Source organism: Gallaecimonas xiamenensis 3-C-1 (assembly GCF_000299915.1).
GTDB lineage: Bacteria > Pseudomonadota > Gammaproteobacteria > Enterobacterales > Gallaecimonadaceae > Gallaecimonas > Gallaecimonas xiamenensis.
In genome coordinates, this window is record NZ_AMRI01000008.1 from 95,844 (window position 1) to 110,086 (window position 14,243).

Genomic DNA, 14,243 nt, shown 5'->3' on the forward strand with positions numbered 1-14,243 from the left:
TAGTCCTCAGAAGGGCCACAGGGGCGAGTTAAAGAAGCGGGCCAGCCAACCTTGTTGCTGGGTATCGCTGAAGGCGCCGGTACCCGAATACTGGATACGGGCATTAGCCACCCGGGTGGACTGGACTGTGTTATCGGCTGTGATGTCGTCCTGGCGGACTATGCCGGTGAGGCGGATAAATTCTTCACCGTTGTTAAGGGTGATCCACTTCTCGCCGCGCACCATCAGGGTGCCATTGGGCAGCACCCGGATCACGTGCACCGAAATGGCGCCGTTCAGCTGGTTGGCCTGGTCGGCGTCGGACTCGCCCTTGAACTCGTTCTTACCGTCTATGCCTACCCCCAGGGTGTTGCCGTTGATGGTAACGGGGCGGCCCATGACGGTGGGCGCAGGCAGGTCCACCGAGCTTTCTTTCTTCAGCTCGGTGGTAGCCGATTTCTTGGCGCTGGTGCTCTCTTCGAGCATGATGGTGATGATATCCCCTACCCGGGCCGCCTTACGGTCCGAGTAGAGGTTTTGGGCGGCAGCGTCAAAATACATGGAGCCGGTGGCCACCAGGGGTTGCTCATCAAATGCCGGCAGCACAGGAGCAAAGTCCGGATCATCGGGAATGGGTTTGGGGCCGTACGTGGCACAGCCCCCCAAAAACAAGATCGCACAGACAGCCAGGCTACGCATAAAGCCCCCTTACAACTGGTTGTTGACGTAACCCATCATCTCGTCAACGGCAGAGATCACCTTGGAGTTCATCTCGTAGACGCGCTGGGTTTCGATAAGGTTGACCAGCTCCTCGGTCACGTTGACGTTGGAGGTCTCCAAGGCCCCCTGCTGCACTGTGCCCAGGCCATCCAGGCCAGCCACGCCCTGCTGGGGGGCCCCTGAGGCACCGGTTTCCTGGAACAGGTTCTGGCCTATGGGCTCCAGACCCTGGGGGTTGACGAAGTTGGTGACGTTCAACTGACCCACCACCACTTCGTCGGCCTGGCCGGCGACCCTGACCGATACCTGGCCGTCACTGCTCACAGAGATGGACTGGGCGTTGTCGGGGATATTGATGGCCGGCTGGATCTCATAGCCTGCCCCGGCCGTTACCAGGGTGCCTTCGTCGTTGAGGGCAAACTGGCCATTACGGGTATAGGAAATGGTGCCGTCCGGCATCAGCACTTCGAAAAAGCCCGGGCCTTCAATCATCATGTCCAGGCTGTTGTCAGTGCTCAGGCGGTTACCCTGGCTAAAGGTCTTCTGGGTCGCCGATACCTTGACACCGGTGCCCAGCATCAGGCCGGAAGGCATCTCGGTGTTTTGGGACGACTGGGCCCCTGGCTGGTGGATGTTCTGATACAGCAAGTCTTCGAACACCGCCCGGCTCTTTTTAAAGCCGACAGTGGATGCGTTGGCCAGGTTGTTGGAGATAACCGAGATGTCAGTCTGCTGGGCATCAAGGCCGGTTTTGGAAATCCACAATGCAGGATTCATGGGTTACTCCTTAGGTCAAACGCAACAGGTTGTTGTGGGACGCATCCATGTCTTCGGCGGTCTTCATCATCTTGAGCTGCAGCTCAAACTGGCGCTGCAGGTCGATAAGGGCTGTCATTTCTTCCACCGGGTTGACGTTGGAGCCCTCCAGGGCCCCTTGCAACAGGCGCACATTGGCCTCGGCCAGGGCGTTGGTGCCATCTTTTTGACGAAAGAGGCCGTCTTCACCCTTTACCAGGTCGCTGAATTCGGGGTTGACCAGCTTGATACGGTTGACCTGCTCTATGGCGTTGGCCGGGGCACCCTGGGGCAGCACGCTGATGGTGCCGTCGCCGGCGATCTCCAGCTTGGCGTAAGGCAGGGGAACAGCGATAGGGGCATCCCCCTCGCCCAGCACCAACTCACCCTTGGCGGTTTCCAGCAGGCCGGTATCGGACACCCGCAGGTTACCGGCCCGGGTGTAGCCTTCGGTGCCGTTGGCGCCCTGTACGGCCAGCCAGCCTTCACCTTCGACGGCCACGTCCAGGGTACGGCCCGTGGTTTCCAGAGAACCGGCGTCAAAACGTTGGCCTGGGCGCTCGCTCATGGCAAAAACCCGGGTCGGCATACCGTCGCCAAAAACCTGCATGGCGCGGGCCTGGGCGAAATCGGCCTTGAAGCCGGTGGTCTTGGCATTGGCCAGGTTGTTGGCCCGGGCGGTCAGGGCATGCATGTCCTGGTTGGCGCCGCTCATGGCCAGGTAAAGTAACCGGTCCATCTGTCAGTCCTCTGTCAACGCGATGGTCATGGCCAATTGCAATGCAATTGCAATGCCAAAAAAGAAAGCCCGCCTGATGGCGGGCTTGGGCAGCGAAGCAGAGCCTTAGCGGATCTGCAGGATGTTCTGCTGCAGGGTGTTGGACACCTCGATGGCCCGGCTGTTGGCCTGGAAGTTACGCTGGGCGGTGATGAGGTCCACCAGTTCCTGGGTCAGGTCCACGTTGGAGGACTCCAGGGCGCCGGAGCGGATGTTACCGAAGGTACCGGAATCCGGTTCACCAGCCAGAGGCTCACCGGACTCGGTGCTGGCCTTCCAGCCGGTGTTACCGGCCTGGCTCAGGCCCTGCTCGTTGGCAAAGCGCACCAGGGCAACCCGGCCCAGGGGCTCGGTGGTACCGTTGGAGTAGGAAGCACGGACCAGGCCGTCGGCACCCACCTCAACACCGGTCAGGCGACCCACGGTCAGGCCGTCTTGGTCAATGGCGTTGACGGTAAAGGTGTCGGCGAACTGGGACTGGTTCTGGTAGTTCAGGGTAATGGTCTGAGTACCGTCGGAACCGTTGGTCAGCACACCGGCCAGGGGATCGGTAGTCAGGGTAGCCGGTACGGTCGGCGGGGTACCAGGTTGGCCGGTGGAATCGAAGTTCATCACATAGCCGTTATAGGTACCGGACGCGTCGGTGTAGCTGGGGCCGGTGCTGCCGGCAATGCTCACCGGTTTGCCGTCCACAAAGGCAAAAGCGTTCCAGGTGTTGGGGGTGGTGTCATCTTTGATGTAGTAGGTCGTCATGGTGTGTGACTGACCCAGGGAGTCATAGATGGTAACCGAGGTGGCGTTGTTGTACGTGCCCGACTTGGTAGGGTCGAACTGGGTCACGTCATAGGCCGGGGCACCGGCCGGCAGGTTCAGGTCCAGGTTGACGTTGCCGGTCTGCAACGGCGTACCCACGGAGTCCGGCACCTGCAGGGACTGGGCAGTGGACAGAGCCGCAGAAGCGGAGGTGCCGTCGGGGTTGACCGGGAACACCTTGAGGTAGTTGCCCTGGTTGTCCACCACGTAGTTTTCTTTGTTGAGCTTGAAGTTACCGGCGCGGGTATAGGTCAGCTCGTTGGAGTTGACGTCGCTGCTCAGGGCAAAGAAGCCGTTGCCGTTGATAGCCAGGTCGAAGGTGTTGTTGGTGAACTGCAGGGCACCCTGGTGGAACTGCTGGGCCACAGACGAAGTCACAGCACCGTCACCCACCTTGGTACGGGGGTTGGAGAAAATAGAGCTGGCGTAGACGTCGGCAAATTCCGCACGGGACTGCTTGAACCCGTAGGTATTGGCGTTGGAAATGTTGTTACTGGTGACGTCCAAGTCTTTCTGGGCCGCGTTCAGGCCACTCAGGGAAATATTGAATGACATAGCGTTATCCTCTTATCAGGCTTTGGCCACTTCCAGGACATCGCTCAAGCGAATGCCCCCCAGGCCCTGAAGGTTCAATACCACGCCACCGGAGGCCGCAGAGCCCAAAGTGACAGAGTCCACACTGGCATACGCCGCCACGGCCAAATCGACGCGTTCACCGCCGACCAGGGCCTGGGCTTTAAAGACGTAGTTGCCTTCCTTGACGGCTTCACCAGCGTTGTTGGTGCCGTCCCAGGTGATCTTGTTGTTGCCTGCCGCCAAGTCCTTCATGTCGATGGTCTTGATCAGCTGGCCGCTCTCGTCCTCGATACGGACGGTCACGTTCTTCATGTTCTCGCTGGAGGTCAAAACCCCTTCCATGGTGCCACCGGCAGCCAGGTAACCGGTGTCGGAGGGCACCAGCACTTTCTGGCCAACCAGGGTGGAAGCCTGCAGCGCCTGGCTGGAGGTCATGATCTCGTTCAGGCTGCCAAACTGTTCGGCCATGGAGTTGATGCCGTCCACTGTCGCGAAGGACGCCATCTGGGAAATCATCTGGTCGTTGTCCACCGGCTTGAACGGATCCTGGTAGGCCAGCTGCTTGGTCAGCAGCGCCAGGAAGTCTTCCTGGTCCAGGGCATTGTTGTTAGCCGCTTCAACGGTTTCCTGGGTATCCCAACGGGAATTAGCCAAGGGATCCGTGGTGGTTGATGAAATGCTCATCCGTTACTCCCCTTTTACTGACCCAACTGCAAGGTGCGGGCCAACATCTGCTTAGCGGTGTCGGCCACCTGCACATTGGTCTGGTAGTTGCGCGAAGCGGAGATCATGTTGGTCATCTCCTCCACCACGTTGACGTTGGGCTTGTAGATAAAGCCATCTTTGTCCGCCATGGGATGATCCGGGTGGTACTCGCGGACCAGGGGGCGCTCGGACTCGACGATACCCAGCACCTTGACCCCAACCCCTTGTTGTTCGGATTGGGCCTCGTCCAGGGCGGCGGCAAACACCGGCTGGCGAGACTTATAGGTGCTGTCCAGGGAGCTGGACACCGAGTCGGCGTTGGCCAGGTTGGACGCCGTGGTGTTCAGGCGCATGGACTGGGCGCTCATGGCACTGCCGGCAATATCAAAAATGCGGTATAGGCTCATGGTTATTCTCCCTTGATGGCCGTCATCAGCCCTTTGATCCTGCCGCCCAGGAACTGCAGCGAAGTCTGGTATTCCAGGGCGTTTTGCAAGAAGAGGTTACGTTCCACCTGGACGTCGACACTGTTGCCGTCGCCGGTATCGGGTTGGTCAGGGTTGCGGAAACCGGCTGCCGGATGGAGGCCAAGGCTTGCCGCCAGGTGACCTTCACTGGTTTGGGCCAGGGACATGCCACTTTGCTTGGACTGGGCAGCGCTGAGTGCCGCCTTGAAATCCAGGTCTTTTGCCTTGTAACCGGGGGTATCGGCGTTGGCCAGGTTGCCGGCCAACAGCTCGGCACGCTGCTGACGTAAGGTCACAGCCTGCTCGTGGATACCAAATGCGTTGTCGAAGCTGATGGACATGATCTTGCCTCCATTGACTGACTCAACAGAGGCAAGATGCGTGCCAGGAAGGGACTATAGATGTTCTTTGCGGCGGTAGATGATACCGGGGTTACAGCGCACCATCTCAAAGTCGGTGGCCGCCGTCGGCATGGACTCGGAGGCGCCAAGGAACAGGTAGCCGCCCGGATTGAGGGTGCGGGCTATGCCTTCGAGTATCTTCAACTTGTTTTCTTGTGAGAAATAAATCAGCACGTTACGACAAAAAACCAGGTCAAACTTGCCAAGCAGCGCGTAGCTTGACAACAGGTTGAAATGGCGGAAGGTAACCAGGCGCTTGACGTTGGGTTTGACCTTCCAGGTGCCGTCGGTGGTTTCGTCAAAATACAGGCGCTTGCGCTCGTCGTTCATGCCACGGCCCAGGGCCAGGCTGTCGTATTCCCCCACTTGGCATTGGCTGAGCATGGCCTGGGAGATATCGGTGGCAAGGATTTGCACCCCACCCGGCAAGGTGCCGGGCTTTTTGACCTGGTGCTCCAGGGCCTTGATGGCGATGGAATAGGGCTCCTGCCCCGAAGAGCAGGCGGCCGACCAGATCTTCACCGTCTTGCCGCCCTTACCCAACTCGGGGAAGAGTTTGTCGGACAAGAGTTCAAAGGGGTAGCCGTCACGAAACCACAGGGTCTCGTTGGTAGTCATGGCGTCGATGACGGCGCTTTGCAGCTCCCGGTCACGGCCATTGACCACCGACAAGATGATCTCCCCCAAAGAGCCCTGGCGGTAACGGCCCAGCAGGGGCGATAACCGGCTCTTGACCAGGTACTGTTTATTGTCACCCAGCACGATGCCGCATTGGCTCTCCAGGTAACGTCGGAAGGTTGCGTAGTCCTGCTCGCTTAGCGCTTTATCCACTCTAACCCGCCTCTATCATCAGGCATTCTTTTACCGCATTGGCCAGTTCATCAGGGTTGAATTTGGCGATGAATTTATTGGCACCCACCCGGGTAACCATGGCCTGGTTGAACACCCCAGACAGGGAAGTATGCAAAATCACCTGCAAATCCTTCATCTTAGGGTCGGCTTTGACTTCTGCAGTCAGTGTATAGCCGTCCATCTCCGGCATTTCCACATCGGAGATCAGCAAACAGACTTTTTCGGTAATGGAGCGCTCGCACTGGCTGGCGATATCGCGCAGGTACTCCAGCCCTTCACGACCGTCCTTGACCAGTTCCATGGGGATCCCCAAAGGGGCCAGGGCCCGCTTGATTTGGCCACGGGCCACGGAAGAGTCGTCGGCCACCAGCAGTATCCTGTTGGTCTGCAGGTTTTCGGTGCCGGCCAGGGTGTCGGGGCTGGTGGTGGCGTTGGCCGGGCTTATCTCATCGAGGATCTTTTCCACGTCCAGCAGTTCAACCATTTCGCCGTCCACTTCGGTTACGGCGGTCAGGTAGCTGAAACGGCCTGCCCCTTTGGGCGGCGGCTGGATGTTCTCCCAGTTGCAGTTGACGATGCGGTCCACCGAATGGACCAAAAAGCCCTGCACTGAGCGGTTGTACTCGGTGATGATCACAAAGCAGTTGGAGACGTCTTCGGTGGGGCGGCCACCCATGGCCTGGCGCAGGTCGATCACCGACAGGGTTTGGCCCCGGATATGGGCCACACCGCGAATACTGGTCTTACGTTTGGGCAAGGCGGTTAGGGGTGGGCACTGCAACACCTCGCGCACCTTAAAGACGTTGATGCCAAAACGCTGCTTGGAGCCCAACCGGAACATCAACAGTTCCAGGCGGTTCTGCCCCACCAGCTGGGTGCGTTGGTTGACCGTGTCGAGAATCCCCGCCATACCTTACCTCTTTTGCTTGTTGTGCAGATGGGCACAGCTTTTGCGTGCCATCATATCACAGCCTTGAAGTGACATATTACCGACGTGACCTGGAACTGCCCCAAAATCCGCCCCTCTCACCGCCCCTTTGTCGGCTGGCGAAGGGCATTCTTTATGGCCCTGACGCTCTTTTTCCCGGCCTGGGTACTGGCCGGGAGCGGGCTTATGCCCCACAGCGCCCTGAAGACCAAGGCCGAGGAGCTGGTCCGAGCAGCGGTATCGGTACCGGCAGACGCCAAAGTGGACATAAAGGCCAACGATCCCGACAGCCGCCTGCGCCTGCCCTTTTGCCCAGACCTGCAGGCGTCACTGCCCGGTAATCAGAGCATAGACGCCAATGTCACGGTCAAGCTCTGGTGCCAGGCCCCTAAATGGCAATTTTATCTGTCAGTTACCACCGACATCACCGTGCCCATGCTGGTGGCCAGCCGCGCCCTGCCCTCGGGTATCACTGTGGCAGACAGCGATCTGGTGGTGGACTGGCAGTCCCAGAACCGCCTGACCGGCCGTACCTTCACCGACAAGAGCGTCATCGCCGGTGCCAAACTTAAACGGGGTCTGTCAGCCGGTACCCCAGTCACGGCAGACAACCTGTGCATGGTTTGTCGGGGGGATAAAGTCACCCTCAGTGCCGGCAGTGGTGGCCTGCGCATTTCGGTCACAGGTACCGCCTTGTCAGACGGCACCTTTGGCGATACGGTACGGATACGTAATGACGGCTCTGGCCGGGTGGTGGAGGCCAGGGTTGAAGCCCAGGGCCGGGTGGCCGTGGCCTATTAAAATTCGTGCTAAAGTGTTCCGCTTGGTGGTCGATAACGGTGGAACGGAAGCTTCCGTGCAGTCGCCAAAAGTTTGACAGTTGCGAGGACAGTATGGCAATCAACAAGGTAAACCAGGGTCAGACGCAGGATATCGCTTCTGCGCGCCTGAACCAGGCCCGCCAGGCCGAGGGTCAGGACAAGTCCCAGGCTACTAACCAACCGCAGTCAGCCACCAAGATGGCCCAGGACGCGGTTTCCATCACCCCCAAGGCCGCCGGCCTTGATAAGATGCAAAAATCCATGAGCTCGGAAGCGCCCTTCGATAAAGACAAGGTGGAAAGCCTGAAAAAAGCCATAGAGGCAGGCGAGTACAAGGTCAACGTCGACAAATTGGCAGACAAATTGCTTCAGTTCGAAGAGGATCTCTTCGGCAACTGAGGCTAACGCCATGACCCACGCAACCGGTCAAGCGCATCCCGAGGAGACTTTGGATGCGCTTTTGCTTTTTCAGGACAACCAACTGCAACAGATGCTGACCCTGCTGGCCGAGGAAAAAGCCTTGCTGCAGGGCCGCACCCACCACCACCTGGCCCGTGTCGCCGACGACAAGGCAGAGCTTGCCATGCGCCTGGAGGAAGTGGATAACCGCATCGCCAACCACCCCGGCCTGCACGAGCCCCAGTGGCAAGAAAAGCTGCAGGCGATGAAGCAGCTGGCACGCGAATGCAGCCACGCCAACGCCGTCAACGGCGAGATGATAGAGCAGCTGCGTGCCCGCCAGGGTGACCAGAGCGAGCTGATGTTGCGCCTTTTGGGCCGCAGCACCCGCACTTACGACGCCAAGGGCAAGGCCAGCAGCAAGACCCGCCTGCTCACCGACCTGCGCGCCTGACGGCCACAAAGAAGCCCACCGCAAGGTGGGCTTTTTGCCGACTAAACCTTAGAAACCGCGTACGACCTTGGTACCCGGCATGGCCATGCCGGCCGGTGCCAACTGGGTTTCTTGGAGATTGGCCATGCGCTCGGTGTCCAGGCGCACTTCGGTGATGTAGCGGCCATCGAGCTGGTAACTGCGCAGCACCTCGGCGCCCCTTACCACCCCCTCGGTCCTGAGCTCCCCTTCGTCCATCCGCAAACGGCCCTGCTCAACACGCCCGTAGGTGGTCAGGCTGACGCCGTAAAGCTGCTCGGCCAGCTCCTTGTAGGCCAGCACCTTGGACGCCTCCATGGCCTGGCGTTGCCGCTCGGCCTCGGTCTTGCCGGGTTGTTCGGCCACAATGGCAATGCCCACGGCGTTCAGCACTTCGTGCTTGACGGTCCAAGGGTGGTTGCTGCAGGCGCTCAGCAGCCCTGCCAGCGTCAGCAATAGATAACGCATGCTCTCTCCTTATTGCCTGTCGGTGGCGCTGTCGCGCTCCAGGTAACCGTCACGGGCCAGCACCTGGCGCTGGCGGCGCTCATCCTGGCCAAGGGCAGACTCGGGCAAAAAGCCGGAGGCCGCTGCCACCACTATCTTGGACTTGATGCCGATGATGCGGACATTCACGTCCACCCCTTCTTGTGACCGGGACAGGGTGCCGGCCAGCACGAAGTCCACCGGCGTCATCTGGCGCAGGCGATCGGCGTTACGGGTCAGAAAGAATTCGCCCTGGTCGTTGATCTCGATAACCCCCTGGCTCTTGAGGTCCACCAGGGTATAACCCCCCTGATGCAGGTAGCTGGTAAAGCCCTCGGCCAAGGCAAGGCCCAGGGCAGAGCCTTTATTGAGTTGGTCAACGTCCACCAGGGTGGCCACCACCATGGGGGTCTTTAGGTTGACGTAACGGGCGTTACCGAGCAGGGTCTGGGTCAGGCCCGCCACAAACTCGTCCATGGCCGAGTGTTGCGGCGCCTGGGGGAAAGGTTGCTCGTCGGCCTGTGCCACGGGGGCCAACATCAGCAGGCACAGCAGCCAGCGTCGAAACATAATGGTTGTCCTCTTGACGGTTATCTTGAGTATCGGCAACCCATTGCCGAGCTTTACCGCTTTTGGAACATCTTTTGCAAATTCCTCGCCAGGACCACCAAACTTTGACGCTTATGAAGCTGCCCATTTTGTTACTCGCCCTGCTGGGCCTGCCCGCCCAGGCAACCTGGTACCAGGTTGCCGGCCAGGCGCCCCTGGACAACCCCAATCCCAGCGCCGCAGCCAAGGCCGATGCCCTGGCCCAGGCCCGCTTTTATGCCGGGCTGCGTGAGGACATGACCAACACCAGCGACCGCGTCATTCCCCTGGTACGCCAAACCCAGACCGTCAACGAATACGAGGAAGACGGCCTACACAAGGTCACCTTGCTGGTGGAGCTGGACGACAGCGCCCAGTATCAATGCTGGCAACAAAGGCCGATCAGCATCCATCGCCTGAACTGGGCCACTCCCGATCAGGCCGTTACCGGCCTGGTGGGCGACCCGGGGCAAGGCATTGCCGCCGAACTGGCAAGATTGCTCAGGGCCCGGCAAAGCGCCCTGGTGGCCGTGGGCCCCATCGGTGCCAGCCTGGATCAGCCCCAGGGCAGCGATATCCGCGCCTTGCAGCAATTGTCCGAACGCCAAGGTAGCCGCTGGCTGCTGGGTGGCCGCCTGGTGCGCATTCGCGATCAGCGCCAGGACGCCCCCTGGTACACCCCATGGCGTGACGACAGCCACCAGCTGAGCATGGCCATGGACACCTGGCTGCTGGACAGCTTCTCTGGCAAGCGGGTGTTTGAGCGCCGCTACCTGGCCCAGGCCGAGCTGCCCACCGGCACCTTGCTGGACACCCAGGACCCCAGCTTTTGGGTCAGCCCCCTGGGACAGAACCTGCAGCGCCAGCTCCAGCAGTTGATCACCGACGTGGAAACAGCCCTACCCTGCCAGGAAAGCCAGTGGCCCATCGTCTCTGTGTCCAATGAGGGTATTTTGATAGACGCCGGTCTCAAGGCCGGGCTACATCCTGACGACGGCTTTGAGGTGCTCCTCAAACGCACCCTTATTACCGCCACCGGCGAGCGCCGCCAGGTATTGGTGCCCAGCCGCGACAAGCTCAGCATCAGTTGGCAGTCCGACAGCCAGACCCTGCTGATGCCGGCCAAACCCAACCAAGAGCTGAACCTGCAAGCCGGCGACTTTGTAGTTAAGCGCTTGAATTGAACACTAAAGCAGCAGACGGACCGGAGCGGCTTTTCATCCCCGGCAAGCTGGGTATAATCGGCAAGTCTGTTGCGTCTCCATAGCTCAACAGGATAGAGCACCCGCCTCCTAAGCGGGCGATCCAGGTTCGAGTCCTGGTGGGGACGCCATCAAACATCAAGCCTCGCTAACGCGGGGCTTTTTGTTTTCAGCCCTCCCTATCCGGACTACCAGGCCAACCATGCCATGGCTAGGGCGGCTTTCGCTTCGCCCTCACCGCCAGCTGCGGGTTATCTGCATATCTTCTCTCTGTTCTCTGCACTTGTTTCCGGTCAGCGCATTACGCCGGCCAGGGTCAAAAATCCGCCATACAACGGTCATCTAAATCCCCCACAGGCTTCATACAAGCTCATTAGTCTCCCCTGCCATTACAACAGCAAAAGATTAATTACATTTTTCAGGGAGATAGTATGTTTAATCCTAAACATGGCCGGGCCTTGCCCGGCACCAAGACCTACCTGGCCTTCGCCGTCCAGGCGGCGCTGCTGGGTAGCCTGGTCCACCCGGCCATGGCCGCCGAGGCCGAGCCCACCGAAGTGCTGGAAGTCACCGGCAGCTATGTCAAAAGCCTGGAGCGGGCGGTGGACATGAAGCGCAACGACACTGGTTTTTCCGACTCCATCGTCGCCGCCGACGTGTCCGACTTTCCCGAGCAGAACCTGGCCGAAGCCCTGCAACGCATGCCCGGTGTCACCATAGAGCGGAAACAGGGCCTGGGCACCAAGGTCAATGTCCGTGGCCTGCCCAGCGGCTTTACCTTTACCTCCATCAACGGCCTGGCCACCGCCTCCGGCAGCGGCGAGCGCGACGTCAACTTCGACATGTTCGCTTCGGAAATCATCCAAAGCGTCACCGTCAAAAAATCCCCCACCGCCGCCGACGAGGAAGGGGGCATTGCCGGCTCGGTGATGATAAACACCGCCCGCCCCTTCGATTTCAGCGAAGGGCGCCTGGTGGTAACAGGGGAAGGGGCCTACAACGACATTTCCGAGAAAACCGACCCCCGCTACACCTTCTTTGCCAGCAATACCTTTGGTGATTGGGGCGCCCTGGTGTCCTATGCCTACGCCAAGCGCACCAACCGCACCGACTCCAACTCCGGCATCAACTTCCGGCCCCTGTCCCGTTGGCTGGAAAAATCCGGCTCCTCCCAGTGGCAGGCCGACCAAACCGCTGCGGTCTTGGCAAGGGATACCGGCATCACCATCAACGACAGGTTCGACAGTGACGAAACCAGCCGGGTGGTGTTCCTCGACAAAGTAGGGGACAGGGCCTTTCTTAACGAGCAGGAAAAATGGGGCGCCACCCTGTCGCTGCAATACAAGCCCAGCCACGATCTGAGCCTGACCTTCGACGCCCTCTGGGGCGGCTATGACGAAGACCAGGACCAATACGACGCCGCCGCCTACTCGGCGTCTTCCATCAGCGCCCTGGAACAGGTGCACGACTTTGACAGCACCACCCTGGGCCAGTACGGCATCACGGTGCTGACCGATGTGTCCTACGCCGCCACCCAGCACGAGCTGCTCAGCAAGGAAGACATCGACCAGACCGACTACCAGCAATACGGCCTGACCCTGGACTGGCACCTGGCCGACTGGCAGCTGCGCGGCCTGGTGGGCTATTCCGGCGCCGACAAGTCCTCGGACCGCTCCAACCTCAAGCACACCGCCTACGCCCCGTCCCGCACCCGCTACACCGCCACCGGCGGCGAGACCATCGTCAGCGACAACCCCGCCAGTATCGACATATACAACAGCCCCCAGGCGTACAACTTCGAGCTTTATGACGTCATTCTCGAAGACATCGAAGACGACAAATATGCCGCTCAGCTGAGCGGCTCCCGCCATATGGACTGGGCCCTGTTGCCGCAACTGTCCAAGGTGGAACTGGGCGCCCGCTACACCGACAAGAAAAAGACCCGCAACCAGGGCGAAGTCCAGGTCAAAGGCCCGGCAGCCGGTGACAGCAGCTGGGCCAATACCCGCAAGCTCACCGACAGCGAGCTGACCCCCATCGCCGATCTGGTGCCCGGCGGCGCCTACCTGCCGGAGCGCAGCGGCCAGATCAGCTGGTCCCAGGTGTCCAACGATTACGCCAGGGCCAACTTCCGCTACCCCGGCTTTGCCGTGCCCTACCAGCCTGATCAGTACTACCAGGTGCAGGAGCAGGTGCTGAGCCTCTACGCCATGGCCGACTTTGACTTCGACATCGCCAGCCTGCCCACCAAGCTCAACCTGGGCATGCGCTATGTGGATACCAGCGTCGATTCCTCCGGCTTCCACCAGGTGCAAAACGCCGACGGCAGCACCGGCTACACCAGCGCGCCTGTGTCCAAGGAAGGGGACTACAGCAAGCTGCTGCCAAGCTTCAACCTGGTGATGGACCTGAGCGACAACCTGCTGCTGCGGGCCGCCGCCTCCAAGACCATGATGCGCCCTGCCCTTACCGACATCGCCTACAAGCGCAGCGTCAGCCTTAACGAGTTCAAGTACCGTGACGGCAACCCTGACCTCAAACCCACCTTTGCCGACCAGTGGGAACTGGGCCTGGAGTACTACCTGGACCAGGGTGGCCTGCTGGCGGCGTCCTACTTTGAAAAGGACATCGAAGGCATGGTGCGCGAAACCATCACCGGCGTGGTCAAGGACGTCACCAAGTACAACAACAACGGCACCCTGGACGGCGTCTACGACTTTGACGTCTACCAGAAGGTCAACGCCGACGGCAGCTACAAGGTCAAGGGCATGGAGCTGATCGCCGCCTTGCCCCTGGGGCTGGTACACCCGGCGTTGCAGGGTTTTGGTATCAACAGCAACTTCACCAAGCTGGACAACTCCCTGGCTGGAGTGTCGGATCTGGGTATCGACACGCCCCCCGAAGGCCTGGCCGACAAGGCCTACAACCTCACCTTCTACTTTGAACAGGGCGGTTTCGACGCCCGCCTGTCCTACAACTACAAGGACAAGTACGTGGAGGTGATAGAGCGTGACATGTACCCGGTTTACCGCGACGCCTACGGCCAGTACGACGCCGCCATCGGCTACCAGCTCAACGACAGCGTCAAGCTGCAGCTAAAAGCCATCAACCTGACCGACGAGAAAACCAAGGGCTACACCTTGGACCCGCGCTTCCCGACCCTGTTCGAGATGTCCGGCCGTCGCATCAGCCTGGGGCTGCGCGCCGTCTTCTAAACAGCCAACCAGCCTGTGCAAAGGCCCTTCAGGGCCTTTTTTCATG

Annotated in this window: 16 protein-coding genes and 1 tRNA gene; 6 read left to right on the plus strand and 11 right to left on the minus strand. The window is 60.1% G+C overall.

Going from position 1 to position 14,243, the window contains the following annotated elements; translation table 11 throughout:
• Window positions 1-6 precede the first annotated feature (6 nt).
• The 9 genes from flgH to B3C1_RS07270 form a co-directional block, all read right to left on the minus strand.
• On the minus strand, window positions 7-678 hold the full coding sequence (gene flgH / locus B3C1_RS07230; protein ID WP_008483887.1) for a flagellar basal body L-ring protein FlgH: 672 nt from the start codon (window positions 676-678) through the stop codon (window positions 7-9).
• A 9-nt stretch (window positions 679-687) separates the two neighbouring features.
• Window positions 688-1,476: a flagellar basal-body rod protein FlgG gene (flgG, locus tag B3C1_RS07235; protein WP_008483888.1), complete on the minus strand. Its 789-nt coding sequence runs from the start codon at window positions 1,474-1,476 to the stop codon at window positions 688-690.
• Window positions 1,477-1,486: 10 nt separating this feature from the next.
• A complete protein-coding gene (gene flgF / locus B3C1_RS07240; RefSeq protein ID WP_008483889.1) occupies window positions 1,487-2,233 on the minus strand; it encodes a flagellar basal-body rod protein FlgF in 747 nt (248 codons plus the stop codon).
• Window positions 2,234-2,338: 105 nt separating this feature from the next.
• Window positions 2,339-3,640, minus strand: coding sequence for a flagellar hook protein FlgE (gene flgE / locus B3C1_RS07245; RefSeq protein WP_008483891.1), 1,302 nt, complete (start codon window positions 3,638-3,640; stop codon window positions 2,339-2,341).
• A gap of 15 nt (window positions 3,641-3,655) precedes the next feature.
• On the minus strand, window positions 3,656-4,345 hold the full coding sequence (locus B3C1_RS07250) for a flagellar hook assembly protein FlgD (RefSeq protein ID WP_008483892.1): 690 nt from the start codon (window positions 4,343-4,345) through the stop codon (window positions 3,656-3,658).
• A gap of 14 nt (window positions 4,346-4,359) precedes the next feature.
• A complete protein-coding gene (gene flgC / locus B3C1_RS07255) occupies window positions 4,360-4,773 on the minus strand; it encodes a flagellar basal body rod protein FlgC (protein WP_008483894.1) in 414 nt (137 codons plus the stop codon).
• A gap of 2 nt (window positions 4,774-4,775) precedes the next feature.
• Window positions 4,776-5,174 carry a flagellar basal body rod protein FlgB gene (flgB, locus tag B3C1_RS07260; RefSeq protein WP_008483895.1) on the minus strand — a complete coding sequence of 133 codons (399 nt, stop codon included), beginning with the start codon at window positions 5,172-5,174 and terminating at the stop codon, window positions 4,776-4,778.
• 54 nt (window positions 5,175-5,228) lie between these two features.
• Window positions 5,229-6,065, minus strand: a complete 837-nt coding sequence (locus tag B3C1_RS07265) for a CheR family methyltransferase (RefSeq protein ID WP_008483897.1) — start codon at window positions 6,063-6,065, stop codon at window positions 5,229-5,231.
• Between the two features lies 1 nt (window position 6,066).
• Complete coding sequence (locus B3C1_RS07270; protein ID WP_008483898.1) at window positions 6,067-6,996, minus strand: chemotaxis protein CheV; 930 nt, start codon at window positions 6,994-6,996, stop codon at window positions 6,067-6,069.
• A gap of 153 nt (window positions 6,997-7,149) precedes the next feature.
• On the opposite strand from B3C1_RS07270, the gene flgA reads away from it, so the two are divergent.
• From flgA to flgN, 3 genes are all read left to right on the plus strand, one after another.
• On the plus strand, window positions 7,150-7,815 hold the full coding sequence (gene flgA, locus B3C1_RS07275; protein WP_008483899.1) for a flagellar basal body P-ring formation chaperone FlgA: 666 nt from the start codon (window positions 7,150-7,152) through the stop codon (window positions 7,813-7,815).
• A gap of 92 nt (window positions 7,816-7,907) precedes the next feature.
• Window positions 7,908-8,234: a flagellar biosynthesis anti-sigma factor FlgM gene (gene flgM / locus B3C1_RS07280; protein WP_008483900.1), complete on the plus strand. Its 327-nt coding sequence runs from the start codon at window positions 7,908-7,910 to the stop codon at window positions 8,232-8,234.
• A gap of 10 nt (window positions 8,235-8,244) precedes the next feature.
• Window positions 8,245-8,688 carry a flagellar export chaperone FlgN gene (flgN, locus tag B3C1_RS07285; RefSeq protein ID WP_083858274.1) on the plus strand — a complete coding sequence of 148 codons (444 nt, stop codon included), beginning with the start codon at window positions 8,245-8,247 and terminating at the stop codon, window positions 8,686-8,688.
• A gap of 48 nt (window positions 8,689-8,736) precedes the next feature.
• Here the strand turns inward: flgN and B3C1_RS07290 are convergent, their stop codons facing one another.
• Both B3C1_RS07290 and B3C1_RS07295 read right to left on the minus strand, forming a co-directional pair.
• Window positions 8,737-9,174, minus strand: coding sequence for a hypothetical protein (locus B3C1_RS07290; RefSeq protein WP_008483902.1), 438 nt, complete (start codon window positions 9,172-9,174; stop codon window positions 8,737-8,739).
• Window positions 9,175-9,183: 9 nt separating this feature from the next.
• Window positions 9,184-9,762: a FlgO family outer membrane protein gene (locus B3C1_RS07295; RefSeq protein ID WP_008483903.1), complete on the minus strand. Its 579-nt coding sequence runs from the start codon at window positions 9,760-9,762 to the stop codon at window positions 9,184-9,186.
• Window positions 9,763-9,875: 113 nt separating this feature from the next.
• On the opposite strand from B3C1_RS07295, the gene B3C1_RS07300 reads away from it, so the two are divergent.
• From B3C1_RS07300 to B3C1_RS07310, 3 genes are all read left to right on the plus strand, one after another.
• Entirely contained in the window at window positions 9,876-10,964 is a 1,089-nt protein-coding gene (locus B3C1_RS07300) for a flagella assembly protein FlgT middle domain-containing protein (RefSeq protein ID WP_008483904.1), read from the plus strand.
• A 73-nt stretch (window positions 10,965-11,037) separates the two neighbouring features.
• Window positions 11,038-11,113: transfer RNA gene (locus B3C1_RS07305), tRNA-Arg, on the plus strand.
• A gap of 300 nt (window positions 11,114-11,413) precedes the next feature.
• The gene (locus B3C1_RS07310) at window positions 11,414-14,197 is read left to right on the plus strand and encodes a TonB-dependent receptor (RefSeq protein ID WP_008483905.1); all 2,784 of its coding nucleotides are present in this window, start codon (window positions 11,414-11,416) and stop codon (window positions 14,195-14,197) included.
• Window positions 14,198-14,243 lie beyond the last annotated feature (46 nt).

Bases quoted from the DNA above. Each gene is read 5' to 3' on its own strand.
- flgH (WP_008483887.1), bottom strand. From the start codon at position 678: ATGCGTAGCCTGGCTGTCTGTGCGATCTTGTTTTTGGGGGGCTGTGCC.
- flgG (WP_008483888.1), bottom strand. From the start codon at position 1,476: ATGAATCCTGCATTGTGGATTTCCAAAACCGGCCTTGATGCCCAGCAG.
- flgF (WP_008483889.1), bottom strand. From the start codon at position 2,233: ATGGACCGGTTACTTTACCTGGCCATGAGCGGCGCCAACCAGGACATG.
- flgE (WP_008483891.1), bottom strand. From the start codon at position 3,640: ATGTCATTCAATATTTCCCTGAGTGGCCTGAACGCGGCCCAGAAAGAC.
- B3C1_RS07250 (WP_008483892.1), bottom strand. From the start codon at position 4,345: ATGAGCATTTCATCAACCACCACGGATCCCTTGGCTAATTCCCGTTGG.
- flgC (WP_008483894.1), bottom strand. From the start codon at position 4,773: ATGAGCCTATACCGCATTTTTGATATTGCCGGCAGTGCCATGAGCGCC.
- flgB (WP_008483895.1), bottom strand. From the start codon at position 5,174: ATGTCCATCAGCTTCGACAACGCATTTGGTATCCACGAGCAGGCTGTG.
- B3C1_RS07270 (WP_008483898.1), bottom strand. From the start codon at position 6,996: ATGGCGGGGATTCTCGACACGGTCAACCAACGCACCCAGCTGGTGGGG.
- flgA (WP_008483899.1), top strand. From the start codon at position 7,150: ATGGCCCTGACGCTCTTTTTCCCGGCCTGGGTACTGGCCGGGAGCGGG.
- flgM (WP_008483900.1), top strand. From the start codon at position 7,908: ATGGCAATCAACAAGGTAAACCAGGGTCAGACGCAGGATATCGCTTCT.
- flgN (WP_083858274.1), top strand. From the start codon at position 8,245: ATGACCCACGCAACCGGTCAAGCGCATCCCGAGGAGACTTTGGATGCG.
- B3C1_RS07290 (WP_008483902.1), bottom strand. From the start codon at position 9,174: ATGCGTTATCTATTGCTGACGCTGGCAGGGCTGCTGAGCGCCTGCAGC.
- B3C1_RS07295 (WP_008483903.1), bottom strand. From the start codon at position 9,762: ATGTTTCGACGCTGGCTGCTGTGCCTGCTGATGTTGGCCCCCGTGGCA.
- B3C1_RS07300 (WP_008483904.1), top strand. From the start codon at position 9,876: ATGAAGCTGCCCATTTTGTTACTCGCCCTGCTGGGCCTGCCCGCCCAG.
- B3C1_RS07310 (WP_008483905.1), top strand. From the start codon at position 11,414: ATGTTTAATCCTAAACATGGCCGGGCCTTGCCCGGCACCAAGACCTAC.